This is a genomic window from Constrictibacter sp. MBR-5 (genome assembly GCF_040549485.1).
Classification (GTDB): domain Bacteria; phylum Pseudomonadota; class Alphaproteobacteria; order JAJUGE01; family JAJUGE01; genus Constrictibacter.
The window spans coordinates 152,120-174,484 of sequence record NZ_JBEPTK010000004.1; the positions used below are offsets into that span (position 1 = coordinate 152,120).

Genomic DNA, 22,365 nt, shown 5'->3' on the forward strand with positions numbered 1-22,365 from the left:
TTGGCCGATATGGGAAGATCCGGGCGGTTCGCCAGCCCCACCCCCTCGGCAGGTACGGCGCGCACGCTACACCATCCCGAGAAGCGATGCCGATGCCGCAATCCCTGCCGAATATCGCCTTCGACGCCACCTGCCCGATCCTCAGGATCTTCGACGTGGCGAAAGCGATGTCCTTCTACCTCGACTATCTCGGCTTCGGGCTCGACTGGGAGCACCGGTTCGGCGACGATTTCCCTCTGTATGCCCAGATCTCGCGCGCCGGGCTGATCCTGCATCTGTCGGAGCATCACGGCGACGGCTGCCCCGGTGCCGCCGTCTTCGTCCGCATGCGCGGCGTGCGCGCCTATCACGCGGAGCTGTCGGCGAAGAACTACCGCTACTTGAGGCCGGCGGTCGAGGATCTGCCGTGGGGCGCAGTCATGAGCGTCACGGACCCGTTCCACAACACCATCCGTTTCTGCGAGGGCCCAGCCAGCCGATAGCCGACCAAGCAGGCAGGACGCTTTCCGGCATCACGGCTCCGGTCGTTACGCCGTGGAAACGCGCCCCGGTCTCGTGCGGCTTCGCTCGCCTCCGTCAGGACTTGCTCGCGTGCTCCGGCTTGCCCTTGCGCTTCGTCGACGCGAAATCCTCGAGCTGCTGTTCGGTCATCGAGTCGACCATCGATTTCGATGCACCCTTCAGGTCGCTCTTCTTCGTTTCACCGCGCTTGGCGGACAGCGCCGCACCGGCAGCCTTCTGCTGAGCCTTCGATTTCGCAGGCATCCCATCCTCCGTAGCCCTGAACGGCGCCATGTCGACAGTTCGGGCGCCGTCTTCGCAACAGCGGCAGACTGTCCGGGTTCCCGTCCTGCCGAGACTGCGGACACTGCCGGCCGGCGTCGTCGGCAAGGCGAAAGGCGCAGAAACGAGCCTCAGCCGCTGGCGCGCAGCGTGGACGTTCCCTCGTCGACGATCCGCCGCGGATGCGCGAACACTTCGAACCCATCGGCCCGTGCGACCGCGACGAGCGTGATTCCGGCGGCTTCCGCCACCCGGACCGCGAGCGTCGTCGGCGCCGAGACGGCGGCGATGACCGGAATGCCGGCGGCCGCCGTCTTCTGGACCATTTCGACCGAGACGCGGCTGGTCAGCAGGACGGCGCCGTCGCGCTCGGCCGGCGGCCGCTCCGCCAGCGCCCCGACCAGCTTGTCGAGCGCATTGTGCCGTCCGACATCCTCCCGCACGGCCACCAGTCCATCGCGCGGATGCCAGAACCCTGCGGCGTGCGTCGCACGGGTCGCGATGTTCGTCGGCTGGTTGGGCGCCAGCGCCGCCATTCCGGCCATGAGGCCATCGGCTTCCAGTCGTACGTCGAGCGACACGGGCCGCACCGGCCGCGATGCCTCCGCCAGGCTCTCGATCCCGCACAGGCCGCAGCCGACGGGGCCGGCGAGGCGCCGGGAGCGCCGTCCCAAGGCCTCCGAACAGCCCTCCGACAGCCAGAGACGCACCTGCATGCCGAGTTCGTGCTCTGCGATCTCCAGGTCGAGGATCTCGGAGGTATCGGTGACGACGCCTTCGGTGAGACTGAAGCCGCGCGCGAAGTCGGCGAGATCGCAGGGCGTCGCCATCATCACAGCGTAGGTCGCACCGTCATAGACGATCGCGACGGGCGTCTCCTCGGGAAGATTCCGCTGCGCAGCCGACATCGTGCCGTGGCGCCATGCGTCCGCCTTCACCGGCCGGTGGGCTGCCCGGCCGCTCATTCCGCAGCCATCCCTGCGGTGGCGGTGGCAGCCAAGGTGGCGGTGACCTTCACCGGCACCGACTTCGCCGCGGGTACCTTGCTGACCTGGGCATGCTGCGCCAGCGGGATCAATGCGTTGCACTCGGGGTAGTAGGCGCCGATGCAGCCGGGCGGGATATTGTAGGGCCGCACCGCGAAGCCGCTCATCCGGCGCACGCGGTCGTCGTCCGCCACCGTCTCCATGGTCACCTGCTGATCCTCCCGCAGGCCGAGCCGCGCCATGTCCGCCTTGTTCATCAGGACCACCATGCGCGTGCCGATCACGCCGCGAAACCGGTCGCGATAGCCGTAGATCGTCGTGTTGAACTGATCGTTGCTCCGCAGGGTGATGAGGCGAAGCACGTCCGGATCGCCCGACATGTCGAAGCTGGCGCAAAGCGACTGCGGCAGGATGAAGTTGGCCTTGCCGGTCTTCGTCGTCCACGTCCGCTCCCGTGCGGCGTTGGGGCGGGGAAAGCCTTCCGGCTGTGCGATGCGCCGGTTGAAGTCGTGGAATATCGACGGATAGGAGGTCGCGATCGCATCGCGTACGAGGGCGTAGTCACCCACCCACGCATCCCAGTCGAGCCGCGGATTCGGTGGCAGCGTCGCCTTGGCGATTCCGGCGACGATCGCAGGCTCCGACAGGAGATGGGGGCTGGCGGGGGGACGACGGCCGATGCTTCCGTGCATCACGCCCGTGCTGTCCTCCGTGCTGACGGTCTGGGGGCCGGTGGCCTGTTCGTCGCGTTCGATACGGCCGAGGCACGGCAGCAGAAACGCCGTCTTGCCGACGACCAGATGGCTGCGATTGAGCTTCGTGGCGATCTGAACCGTCAGGTCCAGCCCGCGCCAGGCCTGCTCCATCACCTCGCGGTCGGGGATGGCCCGGACGAAGTTGCCACCGAGGCCGACGAACGCCCGCACCTCTCCGGCGACGATGCCCTCGCAGGCTTCCACCGTGTTCAAACCCTTCTTCCGCGGCGGTTCGAAGCCGAACTGCTCCGCCATCTTGTCGAGAGGTACCATCTCCGGCTTCTCCGAGATGCCGACCGTCCGCTAGCCCTGCACGTTCGAGTGGCCGCGGACGGGGCAGATACCCGCGCCGGGACGGCCGATATTGCCGCGCAGCAGCAGCAGGTTGACGAACATCTGGACGTTGTCGACGCCCAGTCGATGCTGCGTCAGCCCCATGCCGTAGATGCCGATGACACGGTCGCAGGCCATGTAGGTGGCGGCAGCCTCCTCCAGGGCAGATCGTGCCAGTCCGGACTCGCGTTCGATCTCCGCCCAGTCGGCGTCGCGCACCATCGCGGCGAAATCCTCGAAGCCGTGCGTGTGCTCTTCGATGAAGGCCGTATCGAGGATCCGGCGGCCGCCCGCCGCCACCACCGCGTCGTCTGCGGCGATGACCGCCTTGCACATGCCCATCAGCGCGGCGATGTCGCCGCCGGCACGCACCTGATGATATTGGGAACTGATCGTCGTCGGCCGGTTCGTCAGCATCTGCAGCGGGCTCTGCGGATTGACGAACGCCTCCAGCCCGCGCTCGCGCAGCGGATTGAAGGTGACGATGGGCACCCCCCGCTCCCGCGCCTCCTGAAGCTGGTGGAGCATCCGCGGGCTGTTGGTGCCGACGTTCTGGCCGAAGAAGAAGATGCCGTCGCTTGCGGCGAAATCGTCGAGCCTGACGGTTCCGATCGGAACGCCGATGCTCTCGGGCAGCGCCACCGAGGTCGACTCGTGGCACATGTTGGAACTGTCGGGCAGGTTGTTCGACCCGTACAGCCGGGCGAACAGCTGGTACATGTAAGAGGTTTCGAGCGACGCGCGCCCGGAGGCGTAGAACACCACCGATTCCGGATCGAGGCTCTTCAACTGCGCGCCGATCGCGGCGAAGGCCTCCGACCATTCCACGGGGACGTATCTGTCGCTCGCGGGGTCGTAGCGCATGGGCTCGGTCAGTCGGCCTTCATGCTCAAGGTCGTAGTCGGCCCAGCCGAGCAGCTCCGAGACGGTGTGCTTCTCGAAGAAGGCCCGCTCGACGCGCCGGCCGGTCAACTCGGCAAAGGTCGCCTTCGCGCCGTTCTCGCAGAACTCCGCCGGCCGCGGCGGGACCGGTTTCGCCCAGGCGCAGCTGACGCACATGAACCCGCCCGGCTTGTTCTGCCGCGGCAACTCGTGCACGGCAGCGGAAACCGCATGCTCGTCCGTCGATTTGCGCGCGAGCGAGCGCACGGAGCCCCATCCACCGGCCGGGCCCTCGTAGCTTCGGTGGTCCGTCCCCTGGCCCATGGTCTTTCCCCTGCCGTCTGCGACCTACAGGGGACGTAACCGCAGCTGCCGATGTGCGGTTCCGCGTGGGGACCGTGCGCATCGGCCAAACGAAGAGGGGCTGCACCCCGCGGTGCAGCCCCTGGACCGTGACCGGTGGTCACGCCGCTCTCACGCGGCCTTCTTCATCGCCTTCTTGTTGACCGAAGACGTCGCGATCTTGTTCAGCTTCTCGTCGGCCGCCTTCTCCTCGGAGAGAGTTTCGGCGAGAAGATCGGCGATCTCCGACTGGCCGAGCGCCTTGGCCAGAGCATGCAGCGACCCGTAGCCGGCGATCTCGTAGTGTTCGACCTTCTGGGCGGCGACGACCAGCGCGCAGTCGAGGACATCCGGATCCTGGATTTCCTCCATCTGCTCCTTGGCCTCTTCCACCAGGCCTTCCATCGCCTCGCACTTCTTCCCGCGGCTACGCTTGTCGAGAAGTTCGAAGACCTTCTCGAGGCGCTCGATCTGCCCCTTCGTCTCCTCGAGGTGGCTCTCGAACGCCTGCTTCAGGTCGGACGACGATGCTGCCTTCGCCATCTTCGGAAGGGCGCGCGTCAGCTGCTTCTCGGCGTGATAGATGTCCTGCAGTTCGCTCAGGAACATGTCGTCGATCGTCTTGACGGCCATCGTCTTTCCTCCGTGTGATTCGATACCCGCACAACCGCCGAACCACGGAGGGGTTCCGGCCGACGCAGTCCGCTGCGACAATTCTTTCTCCAGGCGCCGAACCGCCGTAGCTGGATGCAGCGATAGCCGCCCCCGGGGCGCCTTCGCAGGGACGGATGGTCCTTCCGGTGCGGCGCCTGCCGTGACAAAAAGAACGGGAGACGGCCCTCGGTCGCCGTCGCAGACCTTGCCGGAAAGGAAGCCCATGCTCCGACAGACCTCCCGCCTTCTGACGGCCACTGCGGCCTTCAGTCTGACGGCCACTGCCGCCCAGGCGCACCATGCGATGGACGGGATGCTGCCCTCGACGATGGCTCAGGGGCTGCTGTCGGGCCTCGCCCATCCGGTCATCGGTCTCGATCATCTCGCCTTCATCCTCGCGGCCGGTATCGTCGCCGGCGCGGCCGGGCTCGGGCTCTGGCTTCCGATTCTCTTCGTGGCGGCCTCGATCGGCGGCGTCGTGCTGCATCTTCAGGCCTTCGACCTGCCGCTGGTGGAACTCGTCGTCGCTGCCAGCGTCGTGCTCGCCGGCGTGCTGCTCGCACGCGGCGGTGCACACGCCGGTCGGAGCCTTTGGCTGCCGATCCTGGCCGTGGCAGGCCTCTTCCACGGCTACGCCTACGGCGAATCGATCGTCGGAGCCGAGCCCACGGCGCTGTGGGCCTATCTGGCCGGCCTCGCCGCCGTGCAGTCGGCGATCGGCGTCGGCGTCGCCCTGCTCGCCTCGCGCTCTCACTGGACGATGCCCGCCCTGGCCCCGCGTCTGGCCGGTGCCGCCGTCTTCGGCATCGGCATCAGCGCGCTCGCCGGCCAGCTGATTCCCGGCTGACGCCCGGCGCCGCCGGTCGAGGATGTCGAACCTCGGTCCGGGTCGCGGTACCGGGCAAGAGAACCCGCCGGACGGCGGAGCGCCGAGGCCCGCCGGCTGGCTGCGGGATGCCGAGGGCCCGCCCTACCCGCCGCCGCCCTGGCGGCTGGTAGGTGACCTCTACGCTTCGATCTGGCTGGTGCCGCGGGCGACGGTCCCGCTCCTTGCCGCCGACGCCATCCCAGCGACGATCGCCGGGCGCGCATTGGTCGTAACGGGCTGGGCGCTCTATGCGCCCAGTGGCGTCCTGGCCTATCGAGAGGCCCTGTGCGGCGTGGTGCTGCGCGCGCCACGCGTTCCGGCGATCGCGATCACGCACATCTGGGTCGATCATCCGGCGTCGATCGCCGGTGGCCGGGCGCTGTGGAGCATTCCCAAGAAGGCCGGCCGCTTCTCGGGCACACCGGAAACCGGCGCCGAGGTCACAGACGCGCAGGGACAGCCAATTGCCGCCCTGCATATTCTACCGGGGCGTACCCTGCCCTGGCGGCAGGGCTTCTCCCTCCGGACGGTCCAGCGCAGTCTCGATGCCGGCGGCGGAGCCCCGGTCATTGCGCGCCTGCGGGCGACGGGCCGCCTGGGTCTCGCACGAGCCGACTGGCGCTTCGACGCGGCAGGGCCGCTCGGCTTCCTGCACGGCCTGCGCCCGTGGCTCAGCGCCCGCCTCGAACGCAGCGTCCTGCGCTTCGGTATCGGCTGACCCCGTCTAACCGGCCCAGGCGGCACGGGCGAAGGCGTACAGGCCGGCCGCCAGGACCGCCGTCATCGGAACGGTGATCACCCATGCCGCCGCGATCGACAGCAGGTGGCTGCGCCGGACGAGGCGCCGCTTCCGCGCCTTCTTGACCTTCTCCGCCCGCAGCATGTCCTCCAGTCCGGCAGCACCCTCGGCCCGGGCGAGACCGTCGGCGGCCCATTGCGGCAGGGGCTGTGCCCGCCGGATCCGGCCGCGCTTGCGGCGCCGGTCCAGCCACTCGCGCAGGAACCCCACCCCGAACAGCGCGCCGAGCGCGATGTGGGTCGAACTGACCGGCAGACCGAGCCAGGAGGCGGCGATGACGGTGATCGCCGCCGACAGCGCGATCGCAAATGCACGAGCCCGGTCGAGCCTGGTGATCTTCGTGCCCACGGTGCGGATCAGCCGCGGCCCGAACAGGGCGAGGCCGAGCGTGATCCCCGCCGCGCCCACCAGCATCACCCAGAAAGGTATGGCGACCTGCATCGCCACCGTACCGGACGATGAGACGCCGACGATGGCGGCCAGGGGCCCCACGGCGTTGGCGACGTCGTTCGCCCCGTGGGCGAAGGACAGCAGCGCGGCCGAGCAGATCAGCGGCACGGTGAAAAGCTGCATCACCGACTTGCGTCGGTTGTCCAGGCCGACCGCAGCGCGCGTCACCATCGGGTGAACGGCCCCCCAGGCGAGGCCGAAGGCGCCGAGGCCGATGAGGCCGAGGGCGGCGGGGCCGGGCTTCCAGAGTCGCTGGAGCCCCTTCATCACCAGGTAGACCGAAAAGGCAGACGCCATGACGGCGACGAGGATCGGCACCCAGCGCTTCGCCGCCGCCACGCGGTCGGGCCGGTAGAGAATGGTGAACTTGATGATCAGCAGGATCCCCGCCGCGATCAGGCCGCCGAGCACCGGCGAGATCACCCAACTCGCCGCGATCTTGCCCATCGCCGGCCAGTTGACGGCATCCATTCCGGCCGCCGCGATGCCGCTGCCGGCCACTGCGCCGACGATGGCATGGGTGGTCGAGACGGGAGCGCCGAGCCACGTGGCGAGATTGAGCCACAGGGCGGCCGCCAGCAGAGCGCACAGCATGCCGAGGATCAGCGCATCGGGATCGGCGAAGCCCGCCGGATCGACGATGCCGCGCGACACCGTCGCGACCACGTCGCCGCCGGCGATCAGCGCGCCCGCCGTCTCGCAGATCCCCGCGATGACGAGCGCGCCCGAGAGGGTCAGCGCCTGGGCGCCGACCGCCGGGCCGACATTGTTGGCGACGTCGTTGGCGCCGATGTTCAGCGCCATGTACGCGCCGACGACACCTGCCACCAGCACGATGGCGGTGTTGTCGAACGCGTCGCCCTTCAGTGCGACGTAGGCGCAGACGGCGAGGATGAAGAGCAGCGCGATGCCGATGCGCGTGCTCGACCGCGCCGTCTCGACCGTCGCCCGTTCCAGGCGCGCGATCTTCTTCAGGTCCTTGTCGAGCGGCGTCGCCTTGCGCGCCAGCGGGCGCTCGGGGAGCGGCCTGTCCCAACCCTCGCCCTGCAGCCTGCCGCCGCCCGTCCTATCGCCGTTCGGCATCCGCCACCGTCACAAAATCGTCACGGCGGACAATGCCTACGGGCGGCCGACCGTTCAACCGCTAGCGGGAGATTCTGCCCTATGGCTGCTTCCCGGCCCCGCCTACTCCGCTCCCGGCTATTCCACGTCGCGGGCGCCGGCGGTTCGGGCTGCGAAGCCTTCCGGGACCTCGCGGCCGACATCGGTGAAGGCCCGCTTCACGGCGGCGACATAGGGGCCGAACACCTGCTTGCGGTTCTCCATCGCCCAGGCGTTCGACGCGGCGGGCATGTCGAGCGATCCCTGGAACCGCGGCATGACGTAGCGCGCGAAGAGTTCGTAGCTGCGCATCGTCTGCTCGCGCGTCGCCCATTCGTGCGCGCGGAACATGATCCCGCCGAACCCGCCCTGGCTGTAGCCGATCAGCCGCTCGATTCCCTTGATCACCGTCTCCGGCGTGCCGACCAGGGTCGAGCCCATCGCCACCCCCTCGCGCAGCGGATCGTCCGAGCGGCCCGGCGGGCGGCCCAGCGTGTCCTCGAAATAGGTGACCGTCTCCAGCCGCTCGCCCTTGTTGACCTCGCGCAGGGCCTGTTCGTCGTCTTCGGCCAGGTGCGCCGTGACGACGATGCGCCAGTCCTTGCGGCTGACCGTCTGGCCGTGCTTCGCCGCGGTCTCCTCGGCGATCTTCCACTGCTCGGCCATCTTCTGCGGCCCGCCCGGCAGACCGGCGCCGATCGAGAGCACGCCGACGCCGAACTTGCCGGCCGCCATCATGCCCGACGGCGTGATGGTGCTGGCGACGGCGATGTCGAAGCGCGGGTCGGACCAGGGCGCCAGATGCAGGCGCGCGTCGCGCAGTTCGAACCAGTCGGTCTTCTTCGTGACCGGCTCCTCGCAGCGCAGCAGTTCGAGGATGACGCCGAGCGCCTCCTCCATGCGCGGCCGCTGGGTCGACGGCTCGATGCCCAGCATGTAGGCGTCGGACGTGAGCGCACCGGGACCGCAGCCGAGCATCACCCGGCCACGGGTCATATGATCGAGCTGGACGAAGCGCTGCGCCACCAGCAGCGGGTTGTGGTAGGGCAGCGAGGTGACGCCGGAGCCCAGCTTGATGTGCTTGGTGCGCTCTGCCGCCGCCGCGATGATCAGTTCCGGCGACGCGATGATCTCCCAGCCGGCCGAATGATGCTCGCCGATCCAGGCCTCGTCGTAGCCCAGATAGTCCAGCCACTCGAGCAGCTCGACATCGCGCGCCATGGCCAGGGTCGGGTTCTCGCCCAGGCGGTGGAAAGGGGCGAGGAAGATGCCGAACTTCATGCCGCGATGACCCATGGAACGCCCCCGGTTGCACCTGTACGGATACCGCACGATACCGCGCCAGGGGTCCCAGCGGAAGCTGACCGGACATACGAGGCTCTATCGCGACGGCATTATGCTATGACACGATCCAGAGCGCTCGTGCGTCGGCCATCATGCGTGGGCGTTAACGAAAAGTCCTTTGCGGGAGGGCGCAATGGCGAGGACGATCTTCGAGCGCTACGGCGGGTTCGCCAAGATCAACCGGATCGTAACCGCCTTCTACGACAAGATGCTCGAGTCACCGGTAACCGCCCCGTACTTCGCGCATACGGACATGCGCATGCTGATCGACCACCAGACGAAGTTCGTCGCCACGGTCACAGGTGGTCCGGCAAGTTACGACGACGAAGTACTGGAGAAGGTGCACGCCCGGCTCGGAATCACCGAGGAGGCTTTCCTGGAGGCGGTCAGCCTCTTGAAGGAAACGCTCGAGGAGTTCGGGCTAGCAGAGGGAGACGTGAGCACCGTCATTGCCGAGATCGTCCGGCGCAAGAACTTCATTGTCGCACGGCGCTGAGGGTGTCATGGCCGACGATGCCGGTTGCGCCAGCACTCCTACTGATTCTGCCGTCCTGGCGCGCCTGCTGCAGGGGCTGGGCACCGGCGTGGCGGTTGTCGATGCCGACTGGCGTGTGACGTTCGAGAACGCCAAGTTCTTCCAGTGGTTTCCGCCGAGTCCTGCCGACCCTGGAACGTTGCAGGATCGCCTGCCCGGCTTCGACGCGGCGATGGCGGCGGAGCGGATCCGCGCGGGCCGCTCCCTTGCACTCGAGGTCGAAACTCGCAACGCCCGCCCGGTGCCCGTGGTAGCGGACATCCGCGCGCTGCCGCAGGACGGCGAAGGGCGGATGCTGGTGGAATGCCGCGACATCTCGAAGCAGAAGCAAGCCGAATACATGCTCGAATCCTACTCGCACATGTCGGAGAAGCACACGCGGGAGCTGCAGCGGGAGAAGGACCGCGTCGAGAAACTGCTGCTCAACATCATGCCCCGTTCGGTCTACGAGGAGATGAAGGACTACGGCACGGTGACGCCGCAGCGGTTCGACCATGCCTCGATCCTGATGCTCGATTTCGTGGGCTTTACGGAGATGGCGATCTCGCGCGAACCCGCGGCGATGATCACCGAGCTCAACGACATCTTCACGGCCTTCGACCGCATCGTCGAACTGTTCGGCTGCGAGCGGATCAAGACCATCGGCGACGCCTACATGGCGGTTTCCGGGCTGCCCGAAGCCAGCCTGGAACACGCTCACAACGTCGCCCGTGCCGCCCTGCGCATGAAGCGCTACATCGAGCGCCGCAACGACGCCCATCCGGAGACGTGGCATTGCCGCATCGGCGTCGGCACGGGACCCGTGGTGGGATCGATCGTCGGCATCCAGAAGTACGTCTATGACATCTTCGGACCGGGCGTGAACTTGGCGTCACGGATCGAAGCGGTGTGCGAACCGATGCAGATCCTCTGCTGTGCAGCCACGCACGCGCTGATCGCCAACGACTTCGACTGTCGCGCGCAGGCCGAGGTCGACCTGAAGGGCTTTGGCGCCAGCACGCTCTACAGCATCGAACGCGAGCTCGCCCGCTCCCGTTGAGCCTTGGCTCGCCCCGCCGCCGGAGCGATGGGCGCCCATGCGCCGAAACGCTCCCGATAGCGCGCCGGACACAGGCCCGTATAGCGCCGAAAGAGATTGCGAAAGAAGATGGGATCGCGGTAGCCGACGGCATCGCAGACCTGCTGCACGGTGCGCCGGCCGGTTTCCAGATGATGCTTTGCCGCAGCGACACGTAGCCCTTGAAGGTACTCGCGCGGCGTGTGGCCGGTGGCAGTCTTGAAGCGCCTGACGAAGTTCCGCGGGCTCATCGCCAGTTGCGCCGCCAGCGCCTCCAGGTTTACCGGTTGCGTGAAGTTGGCGTGGAGCCAGTCCTCCGCACTGGCGATGGCAGCATCCCCGTGCGGCCGGCGCAGGCCGCCCTGGGCGAATGTGAGTTGCAGCGCTCGCGGCATTTCGATCAGCAGGGACTTCGCGCATTCCAGCGCAATCGCACGCGAGCCGAACTTCTCGACGAGATAGAGCGCGAGATCGGCGGCCGCATTGATGCCGCCGCCGCAGTAGACGTCTCCGGCGTCGGTGATCAACCGGTCGGTCTGCCAATCCACGTTCGGAAAGCGGTCGCGGTAGACCGCGTCCAGAGCCCAGTGCGTCGTCGCCTGCTTTCCGTCGAGAAGGCCCGCCTGAGCGATCAGTGCGACGCCGGAGCAGACGCCGGCGATGCGTGCCCCGTCGTCAGCCCAGCGCCGCAGCCACGGCACGATGGCCGCGTTGCGCGCGATCACCTCGTCGATCAGATAGCCGGTCTCGACCAGATCCTCGACCGGGAGACCGCCGGCGGGCACGAACACCAGATCCGGGCGCTCGACATCCGCGACGGCACAGGCCGGCGAAATCGACACGAGACGATCCATGACCGCCGCCCGGCCGTCCGCCGAAGCCGTCGTGACGCGGAACGCCGGCTCGACGCGAGTCTCGCGCAACAGGTTCCAGAACACGCCGGCAAACCGGAATATCTCGGTCGGCAGGATGGCTGTCGATGCGCACCCGCCGTTCAGGAACAGGACGGTCACATGGAACATGCGTCACCCGCCATGGCCGGTTAGCCCATGAACAATGTCATGAACACCCTCTTATGAACAAGTAAGGCGTCGGGCATCCTCCGGCTTCATCGAGAGGAGAACCGGCGAAATGCTCAGACGCTTCATGATCGAGCGAGACATTCCGCGCGTCGGTGCGATGTCGCTGTCCGAGTTGGGTGAAGCCGCGAAGACCTCGAACGGCGCACTCGCCGCCTTGGCGGGCATTCAGTGGGTACAGTCCTACGTCGCGGCCGACAAGACCTTCTGCATCTACCTGGCGGAGGACGAGGCGGTCATCCGTGACCATGCGCGCCTGTCGGGCTTTCCCGCCACGCGTATCACGGAACTAACGACCGTGATCGACCCCGCCACCGAAGCGCACTGCGCCGTCACGCGCACAGGAGGCTGACATGCCCGCCCACATGCTCGGCAGGACCGCCCTGCCCCTCTTCGTCGCCTGCGCCGTCGTCGCGTTCGGCGCCTCGGATACCCGGGCCGACGAAACCTGTCAGTCGCCCTACATGCCGAAAATCACCGGCGAAGAAGAGTTCGTCTATGTCTGGACCCTGGGCATCAAGGGCCTCGGCGACGGCTTCGACAAGGTCGTCACGATCGACGTCCGCAAGGACTCGCCGACCTTTGGCAAGGTGGTCGATGTCGATTCCGTCGGCGGACGCCACGAGGCGCACCATGGCGGCTTCACGGACGACCGGCGGCACTTCTGGGTCGCGGGCCTGTCGGACAGCAAGATCTTCATCTTCGACGTGGCGACAGATCCCTCGAATCCGAAGCTGGTCAAGACGATCGACGATTTCACCGAGAAGAGCGGCGGCATCGTGGGACCACACGGGGCGTATGCCCTGCCGGGGCGGGTGATGATTTCGGGCCTGTCGAACACGGCCCGCGACGGCCGGACAGGTCTCGTCGAATACTCTAACGAGGGCGAGTACATCGCGACCCACTGGATGCCGACGGCGGAGAGCACGCAGGGCGCCGAGGTGGAGAAGATCGCCGACGGCTACGGCTACGACGCGCGTGTCCTGCCCCGCAAGAACGTCATGCTCACCTCGTCCTTCACCGGCTTCGACAACTATATGCGCCCGCTCGGTGAGTTGGTGCAGGACGCCGAGGCGATGAAGCGGTTCGGGCAGACGATGGTGCTGTGGGATTTTCACGCCCGCAAGCCGAAGAAGGTGTTTCACGTCCCGGGCGTTCCGCTGGAGGTACGCTGGGCCTGGGGGCCGCACAACAACTATGCCTTCACGTCGACCGCGCTCACCTCGAAGCTGTGGCTGGTCTACGAGGACGCAGGTACCTGGAAGGCGAAGGAGGTCGCGGACATCGGCGATCCGTCCAAGCTGCCCCTTCCCGTGGACATCAGCCTCAGCGCCGACGACAGGATGCTGTTCGTCGACACCTTCATGGACGGCATGACGCGGGTGTTCGACGTATCCGACCCGCACAAGCCGAAGCAGATCTACGAAAAGAAGATCGGCAGCCAGGTGAACATGGTATCGCAGAGCTGGGACGGCCGACGGGTTTACTTCACCAGTTCGCTCCTGGCCAACTGGGACAAGACCGGCAGCGACGACGAGCAGTTCCTGAAGGCCTATCACTGGACGGGCAGCGAACTGACGCCGCGCTTCGAGATCGACTTCCGCGCCGAGAAGCTGGGACGACCGCATCTCATGCGGTTCGGTTCCGCCAGCCTCTACACGAACTGACGATGTACCGACACGCGCTTCGGGCCGGCTTGCTCATCGCGAGCCTGGCTTGGGCACCGGGGATGGTGGCCGCGCACGACGGGCACGCCCACGGCTCACCACAACCGGCGCCGAGCACCGGCTATGCCTATCCGCTCGCCCGACCCGGCACCTACGCCTTGCCAGCGATCAAGCGGGCGGCCGGCGGGAGCGTCCTGGACGAACAGGGACATCGCCGCGACCTCGCGGACATCCTCCGTGGCCGGATTACGGTCCTCGCCTTCATCTACACGCGATGCGGCGACGTTTGTCCGACAGCGAGCATGCAGCTCGCGGCGTTGCGCGACATCGCGGGCCGGGATCTCCGCGGCGCCGATCGGCTGCAGCTGATCTCGATGAGCTTCGATCCGGACCACGATACGCCGACGGTCATGGCGGAGCACGCCCGGCAGTGGCGCGACGGCGGCAGGGGGCCGCGCTGGCTGTTCGTCACGGCGCCTGACCGGGAGCGGCTGGCACCGATCCTGTCGGCCTACGGCCAGTCGGTCATGCCCCAGCCGGGGCCGCCCGGTGGGCCGAACCTGCTGGCCCACATTCTGCGGGTCTTCCTGGTCGATCGCTCCGGCATGGTGCGCAACATCTACAGCATCGACTTCCTCGACCCCCAACTGGTGCTGAACGACGTGCGCACGCTTCTCCTGCAGGAAGGCCGCAGTCCGGCCCCCGAAGCCCGGCTCCGCTAGACGCGCGCCCACCCGGCGCACCGCCCGTTTCGCCCCCGTCGGGGCGATGCTAGTAAGAGCGCGGATGCAATAACGGGCAGGGCAGAGGCGAAGATGGCGGAAGATGTCGTACTGACCGAAATTGACGGCCGAGGTGTCGCCACGGTGACCCTGAACCGGCCGGAGGTGAACAACGCCTACAACGGCGACATGATCCTGGGCCTGATCGCGGCGTTCCAGAAGCTGGGTGCCGACCCGGCGGTGCGGGTCGTGACGATCCGTGGCAACGGCCGGCACTTTCAGGCCGGCGCGGACCTGAAGTGGATCCAGTCGGTCAGCCATCTGTCCGCGGAGGAGAATCTGCGGATCTCGATGAACACGACGAATGCGATCCGCGGGCTGAACGAGTTCCCGAAGCCGACGATCGCCCTCGTGCACGGCGGCTGCTTCGGCGGCGGTACCGGCATGATCGCGGCCTGCGACATCGTGCTGGCGTCGGAGGACGCGATCTTCGCCATCACGGAGTCGCGATGGGGCCTGATGGCGGCACCCATCATCCCGCAGCTGAACGCCCGGATGGGCCTGGCCAACGTCCGCCGCTACGCGCTCACCTCGGAACGCTTCGATGCGCGCCGCGCCGTCGAACTCGGCCTCGCGAGCGAGATGTGCGCGACGGGCAAGCTCGACGAGGCCGCGGCACCGATCATCGACGCGCTGCTGATGTGCGGACCCGACGCGATCGCCGAGACCAAGGCCTGCGCCCTGGAGATGGCGGGGCAGGTCGTGGACGACGCCCTCGCCGACCGGCTCGCGCGGCAGCACGCCGCCAAGCGTGGCACGGCCGAGGCCGCGGAAGGCCTGAACAGCTTCCTGGAGAAGCGCAAGCCGAACTGGTACACCGGCGACAAGTAAGGCCGCGTGACCGGTCAGTCCGGCACCACCCCGTAGAGCCGCATCTCGGGGTCGGCCGGGGTCGCTATCGGCACCAGCCACGCCGGCGGATCGCCCGCCGACAGCCGTGCCGCGAGCCCTTCCGGATTGGCGCGGGCATAGAGGTCCGTCTCGGAGAGAGAGCGGCAGACCGCGACGAAGTCGACGCCGCGACGCCGTGCGATCGCGCGCGCCTCGTCCTGCGGCGCGCGCATGATGCCGACGAGATCCAAGTTGCCCGCGACATTGCGGTGATAGGGTGCCGCCAGCACCGCGGCCGACGTCCGCAACAGCAGGTCCGGCCCCATGTCGATGGGTGCGGCGATCAGCGGCGCGTCCGCGCCGGCATAGTCCGCGATAGCGTCTCCGACGGGGCGCGCGTCGCAGATGCGAGGCGCCTTGACGGGCCCGCCGTGCGGTAGGGTGGCCGCGTAGGGAAGCGGCGTAAAGGCGAGCAGGAGCATGGGGCGCGCGAGCAGCCTTCCCGCCGTCGGCAGTGCGGCGAGGCGAGCCCAGACCCACAGCAGCAGCCAGGCCGCCGGCGCCAGTGCGAACAGGTTGGCGAACGGGAGGAGCCTGACTTGGGCGAAGCAGAGCGCCGCGGCCACCAGAAGAAAGCCCGCCTGCACGCGCCACAGCGGCGCATCGGCCCGCCGGCTCGTTGCCAGCAGGACGCTGCAGGCGAGCCCCATCGCCGGGAGGAGTGCCAACTGCACCGCGAGCCCGGGGGTGCGTGCGGCAAGCTCGGCGAACCCGCGGGCCTCGCTGACACGGGCGAGCCAGGCTTCGCGCAACTCCGATGGAATGGCGCCCAGCGGCCCGGCGCGGCATTCCGGGAACAGCAGCACAAAAACTGCGGCGACGGTGGCGGCGACGATGACCGCCACCCCCACCCTGCCCGGCACGCCACCCACCCGCCCCTCGGCCGCGGCGAGCAGCAACCAGAACGGCACGCCGGCGGCGGCATAGGCGGCGTAAGCGGGCGAAAAGGCGTCGCAGTGACCGGCACCCAGTCCGGCGGGCATGACGAGCCAGAGCAGCGGCACCGCCAGCGCCGTGATCGCCAGCGCCGTCTCCACCCCGCGTCGGGCGGACCATGCCGGGTCGAGGCACCAGCGCGATGCCAGCGCGGCATACGCCACCGCCAACCAAGGTAGCATCTCGCCGCCGATCCACAATCCGCCGGCGCCCGCCAAAGCCGCCGCGGCGAGGGCCGAGCCGCCTCCCCGTCGGGCGGCGATGCGCAGCACCGCGCCGGCGAGGATCGCGGACAGGATCAGTTGCCAGTTGTGGTGGTCGAGCGCCCCGGGGAAGAACTTGTTCAGGAAGGGTGGACAGAACGCCGCCAGCACCGGCGCCGCGCGCGCCGTCGCCGACCCGAACGGCAGCGCCGCCCAGGCGACCGCCGCCAGCGCCGCGAGCAGCAGGCCCGCCGGCACGGCATAGGCCGCGACGGTGAGCGCCTTGTCCCGGCCGAGGAACGGCTCCACCGCCACGATCACGGCGGCGATCGGCATGTCGGGCAGCCGCGACCAATGGGTGATCACGCCCTCCGGCGGCGACAGGCGGGGCTCCGAAAGGTCTAGCCAGCCCGCACCGTCGAGCCAGCGCAGTACCTGCACCGCCCGCATGGTGTCGTCCGTGTCGCGCAGCAGCGGCCGCGGCTCGCCGGCGCCCACGATGGCCGCGACCATACCCAGGGCGAGCAGCCATCCCAGAAGCACGGCGTGACGAAGCCGAAGGCGGGCCGGGCGTCCGTTCATCGTCGTCGCTTCACCATCGACCGTCGCTTCGCACCCGCGCCGCAGACGCCGCGGCCCGGTGATGCCCGAGTTTCGGCCGGAAGCCGCAACAATGGATTAACCCCGACCGCGTTAACCGCTCGTTCGTCATCATCCCGTCAATCTGCCGGTGCTGGACATCGGGCTGAACGAGGCGGGCATGCTGGCGGCGAAACAGTATGAGGGCGGGCAGACGCAGGCCGATGGCGGCACCGTCGAAGTCGTTCGGCCGGCCCACGCACCGGCCATCGCGGTCATCCTGCCCTGCTTCAACGAGGAGGCCGCCATCGGCGACGTGGTGCGCGCCTTCCGCACCGTGCTCCCGACGGCGCGCGTCTATGTCTTCGACAACCGCTCGACCGACGATACGCGGGCCGTGGCCGCTGCCGCCGGCGCGATCGTCCGCAGCGAGATGCGCCAGGGCAAGGGCAATGTCGTACGGCGCATGTTCGCCGACGTCGAGGCCGACGTGTACGTGCTGGCCGACGGCGACGGCACCTACGACGCCCGCATGGCGCCGCGCATGATCGAGCATCTGACGGCCGAGAATCTCGACATGATCGTCGGGACCCGGGTGGCGCCCCCCGGCCGCGCCTTCCCGCCGGGGCACCGGTTCGGCAACCATATGTTCAACACGCTGGTCGCGCACGTGTTCGGCCGCGAGTTCCGGGACATATTCTCCGGCTATCGGGTCTTCTCGCGGCGCTTCGTCAAGTCGTTCCCGGCCGTCACCAACGGTTTCGACATCGAGACGGAAATGACCGTGCACGCGTTGGAACTCCGTCTGCCCGTGGCGGAGATGGACACCCACTATGCCGAACGCCCGGCCGGATCGACCAGCAAACTGCGGACCTTCCGCGACGGGTTCAGCATCCTCTGGGCCATGCTGCTGCTGTTCAAGCAGGTGCGGCCGTTCCTGCTCTTCGGGGCGGCGGCAGCCATCCTTTCCCTGACGTCGATCGGCCTGGCCTGGCCGATCCTCATCGAGTTCCTGCAGACGGGGCTCGTACCGCGCATCCCGACGGCCATGCTCTCGACCGGCATGATGATCGTGGCATTCCTCAGTCTCGCCTGCGGTCTGATCCTGCACAGCGTCAGTCGCAGCCATCTCGAGGTGAAGCGCCTGCAATATCTGACGCTGGCGGCGCCGCGACCGCGCTGAAGGGCGGCGGGTACGACCGTTCCGCCGCATCGTCCCTCACGCTACCTGACGGTTGCGCCGACGGTTCGCTTGTCGGACCATCCGGGCGGACGCGAAGCGGCGCTCCAGCGGAGACGGACGATGATGCGGACCCTCCTGGCGGCGATCGCCGCGATGTTGATCGCCGGCCAGTTCACCAGCCGGATCGGCCAGGCGCAGGATCTCAGCTTTTTCCGGATCGCCAGCGGTAGCGCCGGCGGAACCTATTTTCCCGTCGCCGGCATGCTCGCCCAGGCGATCAGCAATCCGCCCGGTTCGACCGCCTGCGACAAAGGCGGATCGTGCGGCGTGCCCGGGCTTATCGGCATAGCGCAGTCGGCGCAGGGATCCGTCGCCAATGTCGCGTCGATCGATGCCGGACAGGTCGAATCGGCGCTCGCCCAGTCCGACGTCGCCTACTGGGCCGCCACCGGCACCGGCGTTTTCGACCGCAAGCCGCCGCTCGCGAAGCTGCGCGGGATCGCCAGCCTCTATCCCGAGCATGTGCACGCCGTCGCCACGGCCGGCAGCGGGGTCAAATCGCTCAAGGACCTGAAGGGAAAGCGGATCGGCGTCGGGCTGCCCGGATCCGGCGTCCTCGTCGATGCACGGATCGTCCTGGAAGCAGCCGGGCTGAAGGAGAAGACGGGCTACAAGCCCTCCTACCTCAACAGCGCCGACACCATGGCGAAGCTGGTCGACGGATCGCTCGATGCCATGGTCACGGTGACCGGCTATCCGCAGTCGGCCGTCTCGCGTCTGGCCGAAACGGCCGGCGCCAAGCTCGTACCGATCGAAGGCAAGATTCGCGACCGGATCCTGGCGGAGAATCCGTTCTTCGCTGCCGGAGTCATTCCGGCCGGCACCTATGCGGGCGTCGACACCGACACGCAGACCGTGGTGGTGATGGCGCTGTGGCTCACGAGCGCCGATCAGCCCGAGGAGCGGATCTACCGCATCACCCAGGCGCTGTGGTCCGAAACCACGGCCGTCCTGCTGAAATCCGGACACGCCGCCGCCCGCTCCATACACCGCGAGACGGCCCTCGACGGCATGTCCATCGATCTCCATCCCGGCGCCGCCCGGTACTACCGCGAGGCCGGGCTCCTGGAGTGACGGGCAACCCGGCCGCGATCAGGCGCGCGTCTTCAGCAGGTCGCGAATCTCTTCCAGGAGTTGCTCGTTGCGCGGCGGTGGCGGCGGCGGCGCAACGGCTTTCACCGCCTCCGGCTGCTCCTGAATGCGCCGCAGCCTGTTCACAGCGCGGACGAGGAAAAACACGGCGATCGACACGATGATGAAGTTGATCACCGTGTTGATGAAGACGCCGTAGTTGATCGTGGCAGCGCCGGCCTTCGTCGCAGCGTCCAGTGACGGATAGTCGCCGGAGCCGAGGTTGATGAACATGTCCCGGAAATCGACACCGCCGGTGAGCCGCCCGATCGGCGGCATGATCACGTCCTTGACCAGCGAGTTCACGATGCCCGTGAAAGCGGCTCCCATGATGATGCCGACGGCGAGGTCGACCACGTTGCCGCGCGCGATGAATTCCCGATATTCCTTGAGCATCTTCACCCCTTCCCCGCGACAGGCGTGATCGCGGAACAGTCCGAAACCCGAGCATGGCCCTCGCCCCGGCGTGCGAATCGCCTAAGATACTCAGCGCGAACGAGAAATGGAGCAAGTCAGGATGAAGGTCCTCCAGCCCGCCGCTTGGCCGCGCCCGCGCGGCTTTTCCAATGGGATCCAGGCCGAAGGCAGCTGCGTCTTCGTCGCAGGACAGGTCGGGACCGTCCCGGAAACCCAGACTCTGGCAGAAGGCGGCTTCGGGCCGCAGCTCAGGCAAGCGCTCCTCAACACGCTCACGGTGCTCAAGGAGGCCGGTGCGGGTCCCGAACATATCGCCGAGATGCACTGGTTCGTGACCGACATCGCGGAATACCGCGCCGCCGGCCGCGAGATCGGCGAGGCCTGGAAGGAGACGCTGGGCAAGAACTTTCCGGCGATCACGCTGGTGCAGGTCGGCGGGCTGCTCGACCCGGAAGCGAAGGTCGAGATCTCGACCACGGCCGTCGTCCCCTGATGCTCGGCCGGCACTGCGCCGCCGCGGCTATCGGCGCGCTGATGCTGGTCGGCGGCACGGCGAAGGCCGAACTCGGCGGCTCTTGGCCGGCGGAGGGTGAACTCGATCGGACCGCCGGCGTCTCGATCGCCTTTCCGAGCAGCAGCCCGTTCACACCCGCCGACGCCGCGGACGCGCCGCCGGTGGAGGGCACGGGACGGCTGTTTCTTCCCGAGGGAGCGACCGCCGCGACCCCGGTACCGGCGGTCGTGCTGCTGCACGGCGCCGGGGGCGTCCGGGAGGCACGCGAAATCACCTATGCCCGCCAATATGCGGCAATGGGCGCGGCCGCCCTCGTCGTCGACGCCTTCGCCGCCCGCCGCGAGCGCGGCGCCACCGGTTTCGTCGACCGTCTGCTGAACATCACCGAAAGCATGCTCGTCGCCGATGCCTATGCCGCGCTCAGGTGGCTGGCGGCGCGGGACGATATCGATGCAGACAGGATCGCGCTCGTCGGCTTCTCCTACGGCGGCATGGCCAGCCTCTATGCCGCGCACGCGCAGATGGCAGAGGCATTCGCCCCCGGCGGCGGCCGCTTCGCCGCCCACGTCGCCTACTACGCGCCCTGCATCGCCCGGTTCGAGCGGCGCGACACGACGGGCGCGCCGATCCTGATGATGATGGGCGGCGCCGACGAGATCACCGATCCGGAGCGCTGCGCCCAGACCGCGGCGGACCTGCGTGCCGGCGGTTCGGAGGTGGAAACCCGCACGTTTCCGGGCGCGGTCCACCAATGGGACGGTGGATTCGGTCGCTGGCGGGCACGATACAACCTCGCCGCCTGCAGGCTGACGGTCGACAGCGACGGTACCGTGAGCGACGGACGAACCTACCTGCCCATGACGGGCCCCCTCAGCCGCAAGATCATCCTCGCCCTCTGCGTCGACGACGGTGGCTACCTGATCGGACGCGACGAGGCGGTGCGCGCCCGTTCGAACGCCGAGGTCGGCAGGTTTCTTGCGAGAGTGCTGGCTCCGCAGAAACAGGGCTAGGGGTCTTTCATGGAGTTCGATTTCTCGCGCATGGCGCCGCGGGATGCCTACAGGCTGATGACGAACGTCGTCTGCCCCCGGCCGATAGCCCTGGTCACGACGGTCAGCCGGACCGGCATCGTGAACGCCGCGCCTTTCGCCTTCTTCAACGCCATCTCATACGATCCCTGCATGGTGGTGCTGGGGATCGAGCCGGACGCCGACGGCGGACACAAGGACACCGGCCAGAACATCCGCGATACCAACGAGTTCGTCGTCCATATCGTCGACGAGCCGCTGGCGGAGCGCATGAACATCTGCTCGGTCGACTTTCCGCCGGAGGTCGACGAACTGGCCGAGGCCGGCCTGACGACCATGCCGTCGGTGCAGGTCAAGCCGCCACGAATCGCCGAAGCGCCCGTCGCACTGGAATGCCGGCGCCATGTGACGCTGGAGTTGGGCCGGCTGCGTCAGATCGTGATTGGAGAGGTCGTGCATATCGGCGTGCGCGAGGGCATCGTCGATCCTGCGACGCTGCTCGCCGATCCCGGAACGTTGAACGCAGTCGGGCGTGCGGGCGGCGCATGGTACGTGCGCCTGCACGATCGGTTCGAGATGCCGCGTCTCACGTTGGAGCAGTATGCCGCGATGAAAGGCTGAACCGGCGAAACGGCAAAAAGCCGCACCCCTGCCAGAGTGCGGCTCGTCCGTCGCCGGAAAGGCGCCGAGGGCTTAGTAGCCCTCGCGCTCCATCCGCTTGCGCAGAAGCTTGCGGTGGCGGCGGACCGCCTCGGCACGCTCGCGTGCACGGCGCTCGGACGGCTTCTCGAAAGCCCGGCGCAGTTTCATCTCGCGGAAGATCCCCTCGCGCTGCATCTTCTTCTTCAGCGCGCGCAGGGCCTGATCGACATTGTTGTCACGGACGGACACGTGCACGGTGGCTCGAACCTCCTCTTGAACGCACGGCCTTTCGTGCCGCGCCGGATGGATTGCTCATCTAAGCTGGCGGCGGAATAGCACAAGGTCTGCCGGCTGTACAGGAGAG

25 protein-coding genes are annotated in these 22,365 nt (G+C 68.0%); 14 read left to right on the plus strand and 11 right to left on the minus strand.

The annotated features are described in order from the left end of the window. The first annotated feature begins 92 nt into the window (after nt 1-92). On the plus strand, nt 93-482 hold the full coding sequence (locus ABIE65_RS10735) for a glyoxalase superfamily protein (protein ID WP_354077619.1): 390 nt from the start codon (nt 93-95) through the stop codon (nt 480-482). Between the two features lie 94 nt (nt 483-576). On the opposite strand, the gene ABIE65_RS10740 is transcribed toward ABIE65_RS10735, so the two are convergent. The 5 genes from ABIE65_RS10740 to ABIE65_RS10760 form a co-directional block, all read right to left on the minus strand. Beyond that, nucleotides 577-765 carry a DUF3008 family protein gene (locus tag ABIE65_RS10740; RefSeq protein ID WP_354077620.1) on the minus strand — a complete coding sequence of 63 codons (189 nt, stop codon included), beginning with the start codon at nt 763-765 and terminating at the stop codon, nt 577-579. Between the two features lie 149 nt (nt 766-914). Then, nucleotides 915-1,748, minus strand: a complete 834-nt coding sequence (gene fdhD / locus ABIE65_RS10745) for a formate dehydrogenase accessory sulfurtransferase FdhD (RefSeq protein ID WP_354077621.1) — start codon at nt 1,746-1,748, stop codon at nt 915-917. Beyond that, a complete protein-coding gene (locus tag ABIE65_RS10750) occupies nt 1,745-2,797 on the minus strand; it encodes a molybdopterin dinucleotide binding domain-containing protein (RefSeq protein ID WP_354077622.1) in 1,053 nt (350 codons plus the stop codon). Before ABIE65_RS10750 ends, fdhD begins: the two co-directional genes overlap by 4 nt. A 30-nt stretch (nt 2,798-2,827) precedes the next feature. Continuing rightward, nucleotides 2,828-4,063 carry a molybdopterin-dependent oxidoreductase gene (locus ABIE65_RS10755; RefSeq protein WP_354077624.1) on the minus strand — a complete coding sequence of 412 codons (1,236 nt, stop codon included), beginning with the start codon at nt 4,061-4,063 and terminating at the stop codon, nt 2,828-2,830. Nucleotides 4,064-4,213: 150 nt separating this feature from the next. After that, the gene (locus tag ABIE65_RS10760; protein WP_354077626.1) at nt 4,214-4,714 is read right to left on the minus strand and encodes a YciE/YciF ferroxidase family protein; all 501 of its coding nucleotides are present in this window, start codon (nt 4,712-4,714) and stop codon (nt 4,214-4,216) included. Nucleotides 4,715-4,958: 244 nt separating this feature from the next. Between ABIE65_RS10760 and ABIE65_RS10765 the strand changes: the two genes are divergently transcribed. Further along, complete coding sequence (locus ABIE65_RS10765) at nt 4,959-5,582, plus strand: HupE/UreJ family protein (RefSeq protein WP_354077627.1); 624 nt, start codon at nt 4,959-4,961, stop codon at nt 5,580-5,582. 22 nt (nt 5,583-5,604) lie between these two features. Next, nucleotides 5,605-6,321, plus strand: coding sequence for an acetoacetate decarboxylase family protein (locus ABIE65_RS10770; RefSeq protein ID WP_354077628.1), 717 nt, complete (start codon nt 5,605-5,607; stop codon nt 6,319-6,321). A gap of 6 nt (nt 6,322-6,327) precedes the next feature. On the opposite strand, the gene ABIE65_RS10775 is transcribed toward ABIE65_RS10770, so the two are convergent. Both ABIE65_RS10775 and ABIE65_RS10780 read right to left on the minus strand, forming a co-directional pair. Next, on the minus strand, nt 6,328-7,935 hold the full coding sequence (locus ABIE65_RS10775) for an inorganic phosphate transporter (protein WP_354077630.1): 1,608 nt from the start codon (nt 7,933-7,935) through the stop codon (nt 6,328-6,330). A 117-nt stretch (nt 7,936-8,052) separates the two neighbouring features. Further along, nucleotides 8,053-9,234: an LLM class flavin-dependent oxidoreductase gene (locus ABIE65_RS10780; RefSeq protein ID WP_354077631.1), complete on the minus strand. Its 1,182-nt coding sequence runs from the start codon at nt 9,232-9,234 to the stop codon at nt 8,053-8,055. 196 nt (nt 9,235-9,430) lie between these two features. Between ABIE65_RS10780 and ABIE65_RS10785 the strand changes: the two genes are divergently transcribed. Both ABIE65_RS10785 and ABIE65_RS10790 read left to right on the plus strand, forming a co-directional pair. Then, nucleotides 9,431-9,793 (plus strand): group I truncated hemoglobin, encoded by a 363-nt coding sequence (locus tag ABIE65_RS10785; RefSeq protein ID WP_354077632.1) that lies wholly within the window; start codon nt 9,431-9,433, stop codon nt 9,791-9,793. A 7-nt stretch (nt 9,794-9,800) separates the two neighbouring features. Beyond that, entirely contained in the window at nt 9,801-10,871 is a 1,071-nt protein-coding gene (locus tag ABIE65_RS10790; RefSeq protein WP_354077634.1) for an adenylate/guanylate cyclase domain-containing protein, read from the plus strand. Here the strand turns inward: ABIE65_RS10790 and ABIE65_RS10795 are convergent. After that, on the minus strand, nt 10,835-11,911 hold the full coding sequence (locus tag ABIE65_RS10795) for a GlxA family transcriptional regulator (RefSeq protein ID WP_354077635.1): 1,077 nt from the start codon (nt 11,909-11,911) through the stop codon (nt 10,835-10,837). The two genes, ABIE65_RS10790 and ABIE65_RS10795, sit on opposite strands and share 37 nt — an antisense overlap. 109 nt (nt 11,912-12,020) lie before the next feature. Between ABIE65_RS10795 and ABIE65_RS10800 the strand changes: the two genes are divergently transcribed. The 4 genes from ABIE65_RS10800 (at nt 12,021) to ABIE65_RS10815 (ending at nt 15,248) form a co-directional block, all read left to right on the plus strand. Then, the gene (locus ABIE65_RS10800; RefSeq protein ID WP_354077636.1) at nt 12,021-12,320 is read left to right on the plus strand and encodes a DUF4242 domain-containing protein; all 300 of its coding nucleotides are present in this window, start codon (nt 12,021-12,023) and stop codon (nt 12,318-12,320) included. 1 nt (nt 12,321) lies between these two features. Continuing rightward, complete coding sequence (gene mtoX / locus ABIE65_RS10805) at nt 12,322-13,635, plus strand: methanethiol oxidase (protein ID WP_354077638.1); 1,314 nt, start codon at nt 12,322-12,324, stop codon at nt 13,633-13,635. Nucleotides 13,636-13,637: 2 nt separating this feature from the next. Beyond that, the gene (locus ABIE65_RS10810) at nt 13,638-14,357 is read left to right on the plus strand and encodes an SCO family protein (RefSeq protein ID WP_354077639.1); all 720 of its coding nucleotides are present in this window, start codon (nt 13,638-13,640) and stop codon (nt 14,355-14,357) included. 93 nt (nt 14,358-14,450) lie between these two features. Beyond that, nucleotides 14,451-15,248, plus strand: coding sequence for an enoyl-CoA hydratase-related protein (locus tag ABIE65_RS10815; protein WP_354077640.1), 798 nt, complete (start codon nt 14,451-14,453; stop codon nt 15,246-15,248). Nucleotides 15,249-15,262: 14 nt separating this feature from the next. On the opposite strand, the gene ABIE65_RS10820 is transcribed toward ABIE65_RS10815, so the two are convergent. Beyond that, entirely contained in the window at nt 15,263-17,029 is a 1,767-nt protein-coding gene (locus ABIE65_RS10820; protein ID WP_354077641.1) for a hypothetical protein, read from the minus strand. Nucleotides 17,030-17,177: 148 nt separating this feature from the next. Between ABIE65_RS10820 and ABIE65_RS10825 the strand changes: the two genes are divergently transcribed. Together ABIE65_RS10825 and ABIE65_RS10830 are read left to right on the plus strand one after the other, a co-directional pair. Further along, nucleotides 17,178-18,209 carry a glycosyltransferase gene (locus ABIE65_RS10825; RefSeq protein WP_354077642.1) on the plus strand — a complete coding sequence of 344 codons (1,032 nt, stop codon included), beginning with the start codon at nt 17,178-17,180 and terminating at the stop codon, nt 18,207-18,209. A 120-nt stretch (nt 18,210-18,329) separates the two neighbouring features. Then, nucleotides 18,330-19,343, plus strand: coding sequence for a TAXI family TRAP transporter solute-binding subunit (locus ABIE65_RS10830; protein WP_354077644.1), 1,014 nt, complete (start codon nt 18,330-18,332; stop codon nt 19,341-19,343). Nucleotides 19,344-19,361: 18 nt separating this feature from the next. On the opposite strand, the gene mscL is transcribed toward ABIE65_RS10830, so the two are convergent. Further along, nucleotides 19,362-19,796 carry a large conductance mechanosensitive channel protein MscL gene (gene mscL, locus ABIE65_RS10835; RefSeq protein ID WP_354077645.1) on the minus strand — a complete coding sequence of 145 codons (435 nt, stop codon included), beginning with the start codon at nt 19,794-19,796 and terminating at the stop codon, nt 19,362-19,364. A gap of 121 nt (nt 19,797-19,917) precedes the next feature. On the opposite strand from mscL, the gene ABIE65_RS10840 reads away from it, so the two are divergent. From ABIE65_RS10840 to ABIE65_RS10850, 3 genes are read left to right on the plus strand one after another with little or no spacing between them, the layout of a single operon-like run. Continuing rightward, entirely contained in the window at nt 19,918-20,310 is a 393-nt protein-coding gene (locus tag ABIE65_RS10840) for a RidA family protein (protein WP_354077647.1), read from the plus strand. Beyond that, entirely contained in the window at nt 20,310-21,341 is a 1,032-nt protein-coding gene (locus ABIE65_RS10845) for a dienelactone hydrolase family protein (protein ID WP_354077649.1), read from the plus strand. Before ABIE65_RS10840 ends, ABIE65_RS10845 begins: the two co-directional genes overlap by 1 nt. 9 nt (nt 21,342-21,350) lie before the next feature. After that, the gene (locus tag ABIE65_RS10850) at nt 21,351-21,980 is read left to right on the plus strand and encodes a flavin reductase family protein (protein ID WP_354077651.1); all 630 of its coding nucleotides are present in this window, start codon (nt 21,351-21,353) and stop codon (nt 21,978-21,980) included. Nucleotides 21,981-22,052: 72 nt separating this feature from the next. On the opposite strand, the gene rpsU is transcribed toward ABIE65_RS10850, so the two are convergent. After that, complete coding sequence (rpsU, locus tag ABIE65_RS10855; RefSeq protein WP_354077653.1) at nt 22,053-22,256, minus strand: 30S ribosomal protein S21; 204 nt, start codon at nt 22,254-22,256, stop codon at nt 22,053-22,055. Between the last annotated feature and the right edge of the window lie 109 nt (nt 22,257-22,365).

What these genes read in the sequence shown, in the direction of transcription:
- ABIE65_RS10735 (WP_354077619.1), top strand. Translation starts at nt 93, where the DNA reads ATGCCGCAATCCCTGCCGAATATCGCCTTCGACGCCACCTGCCCGATC.
- ABIE65_RS10740 (WP_354077620.1), bottom strand. Translation starts at nt 765, where the DNA reads ATGCCTGCGAAATCGAAGGCTCAGCAGAAGGCTGCCGGTGCGGCGCTG.
- fdhD (WP_354077621.1), bottom strand. Translation starts at nt 1,748, where the DNA reads ATGAGCGGCCGGGCAGCCCACCGGCCGGTGAAGGCGGACGCATGGCGC.
- ABIE65_RS10750 (WP_354077622.1), bottom strand. Translation starts at nt 2,797, where the DNA reads ATGGTACCTCTCGACAAGATGGCGGAGCAGTTCGGCTTCGAACCGCCG.
- ABIE65_RS10755 (WP_354077624.1), bottom strand. Translation starts at nt 4,063, where the DNA reads ATGGGCCAGGGGACGGACCACCGAAGCTACGAGGGCCCGGCCGGTGGA.
- ABIE65_RS10760 (WP_354077626.1), bottom strand. Translation starts at nt 4,714, where the DNA reads ATGGCCGTCAAGACGATCGACGACATGTTCCTGAGCGAACTGCAGGAC.
- ABIE65_RS10765 (WP_354077627.1), top strand. Translation starts at nt 4,959, where the DNA reads ATGCTCCGACAGACCTCCCGCCTTCTGACGGCCACTGCGGCCTTCAGT.
- ABIE65_RS10770 (WP_354077628.1), top strand. Translation starts at nt 5,605, where the DNA reads ATGTCGAACCTCGGTCCGGGTCGCGGTACCGGGCAAGAGAACCCGCCG.
- ABIE65_RS10775 (WP_354077630.1), bottom strand. Translation starts at nt 7,935, where the DNA reads ATGCCGAACGGCGATAGGACGGGCGGCGGCAGGCTGCAGGGCGAGGGT.
- ABIE65_RS10780 (WP_354077631.1), bottom strand. Translation starts at nt 9,234, where the DNA reads ATGAAGTTCGGCATCTTCCTCGCCCCTTTCCACCGCCTGGGCGAGAAC.
- ABIE65_RS10785 (WP_354077632.1), top strand. Translation starts at nt 9,431, where the DNA reads ATGGCGAGGACGATCTTCGAGCGCTACGGCGGGTTCGCCAAGATCAAC.
- ABIE65_RS10790 (WP_354077634.1), top strand. Translation starts at nt 9,801, where the DNA reads ATGGCCGACGATGCCGGTTGCGCCAGCACTCCTACTGATTCTGCCGTC.
- ABIE65_RS10795 (WP_354077635.1), bottom strand. Translation starts at nt 11,911, where the DNA reads ATGTTCCATGTGACCGTCCTGTTCCTGAACGGCGGGTGCGCATCGACA.
- ABIE65_RS10800 (WP_354077636.1), top strand. Translation starts at nt 12,021, where the DNA reads ATGCTCAGACGCTTCATGATCGAGCGAGACATTCCGCGCGTCGGTGCG.
- mtoX (WP_354077638.1), top strand. Translation starts at nt 12,322, where the DNA reads ATGCCCGCCCACATGCTCGGCAGGACCGCCCTGCCCCTCTTCGTCGCC.
- ABIE65_RS10810 (WP_354077639.1), top strand. Translation starts at nt 13,638, where the DNA reads ATGTACCGACACGCGCTTCGGGCCGGCTTGCTCATCGCGAGCCTGGCT.
- ABIE65_RS10815 (WP_354077640.1), top strand. Translation starts at nt 14,451, where the DNA reads ATGGCGGAAGATGTCGTACTGACCGAAATTGACGGCCGAGGTGTCGCC.
- ABIE65_RS10820 (WP_354077641.1), bottom strand. Translation starts at nt 17,029, where the DNA reads ATGAACGGACGCCCGGCCCGCCTTCGGCTTCGTCACGCCGTGCTTCTG.
- ABIE65_RS10830 (WP_354077644.1), top strand. Translation starts at nt 18,330, where the DNA reads ATGATGCGGACCCTCCTGGCGGCGATCGCCGCGATGTTGATCGCCGGC.
- mscL (WP_354077645.1), bottom strand. Translation starts at nt 19,796, where the DNA reads ATGCTCAAGGAATATCGGGAATTCATCGCGCGCGGCAACGTGGTCGAC.
- ABIE65_RS10840 (WP_354077647.1), top strand. Translation starts at nt 19,918, where the DNA reads ATGAAGGTCCTCCAGCCCGCCGCTTGGCCGCGCCCGCGCGGCTTTTCC.
- ABIE65_RS10845 (WP_354077649.1), top strand. Translation starts at nt 20,310, where the DNA reads ATGCTCGGCCGGCACTGCGCCGCCGCGGCTATCGGCGCGCTGATGCTG.
- ABIE65_RS10850 (WP_354077651.1), top strand. Translation starts at nt 21,351, where the DNA reads ATGGAGTTCGATTTCTCGCGCATGGCGCCGCGGGATGCCTACAGGCTG.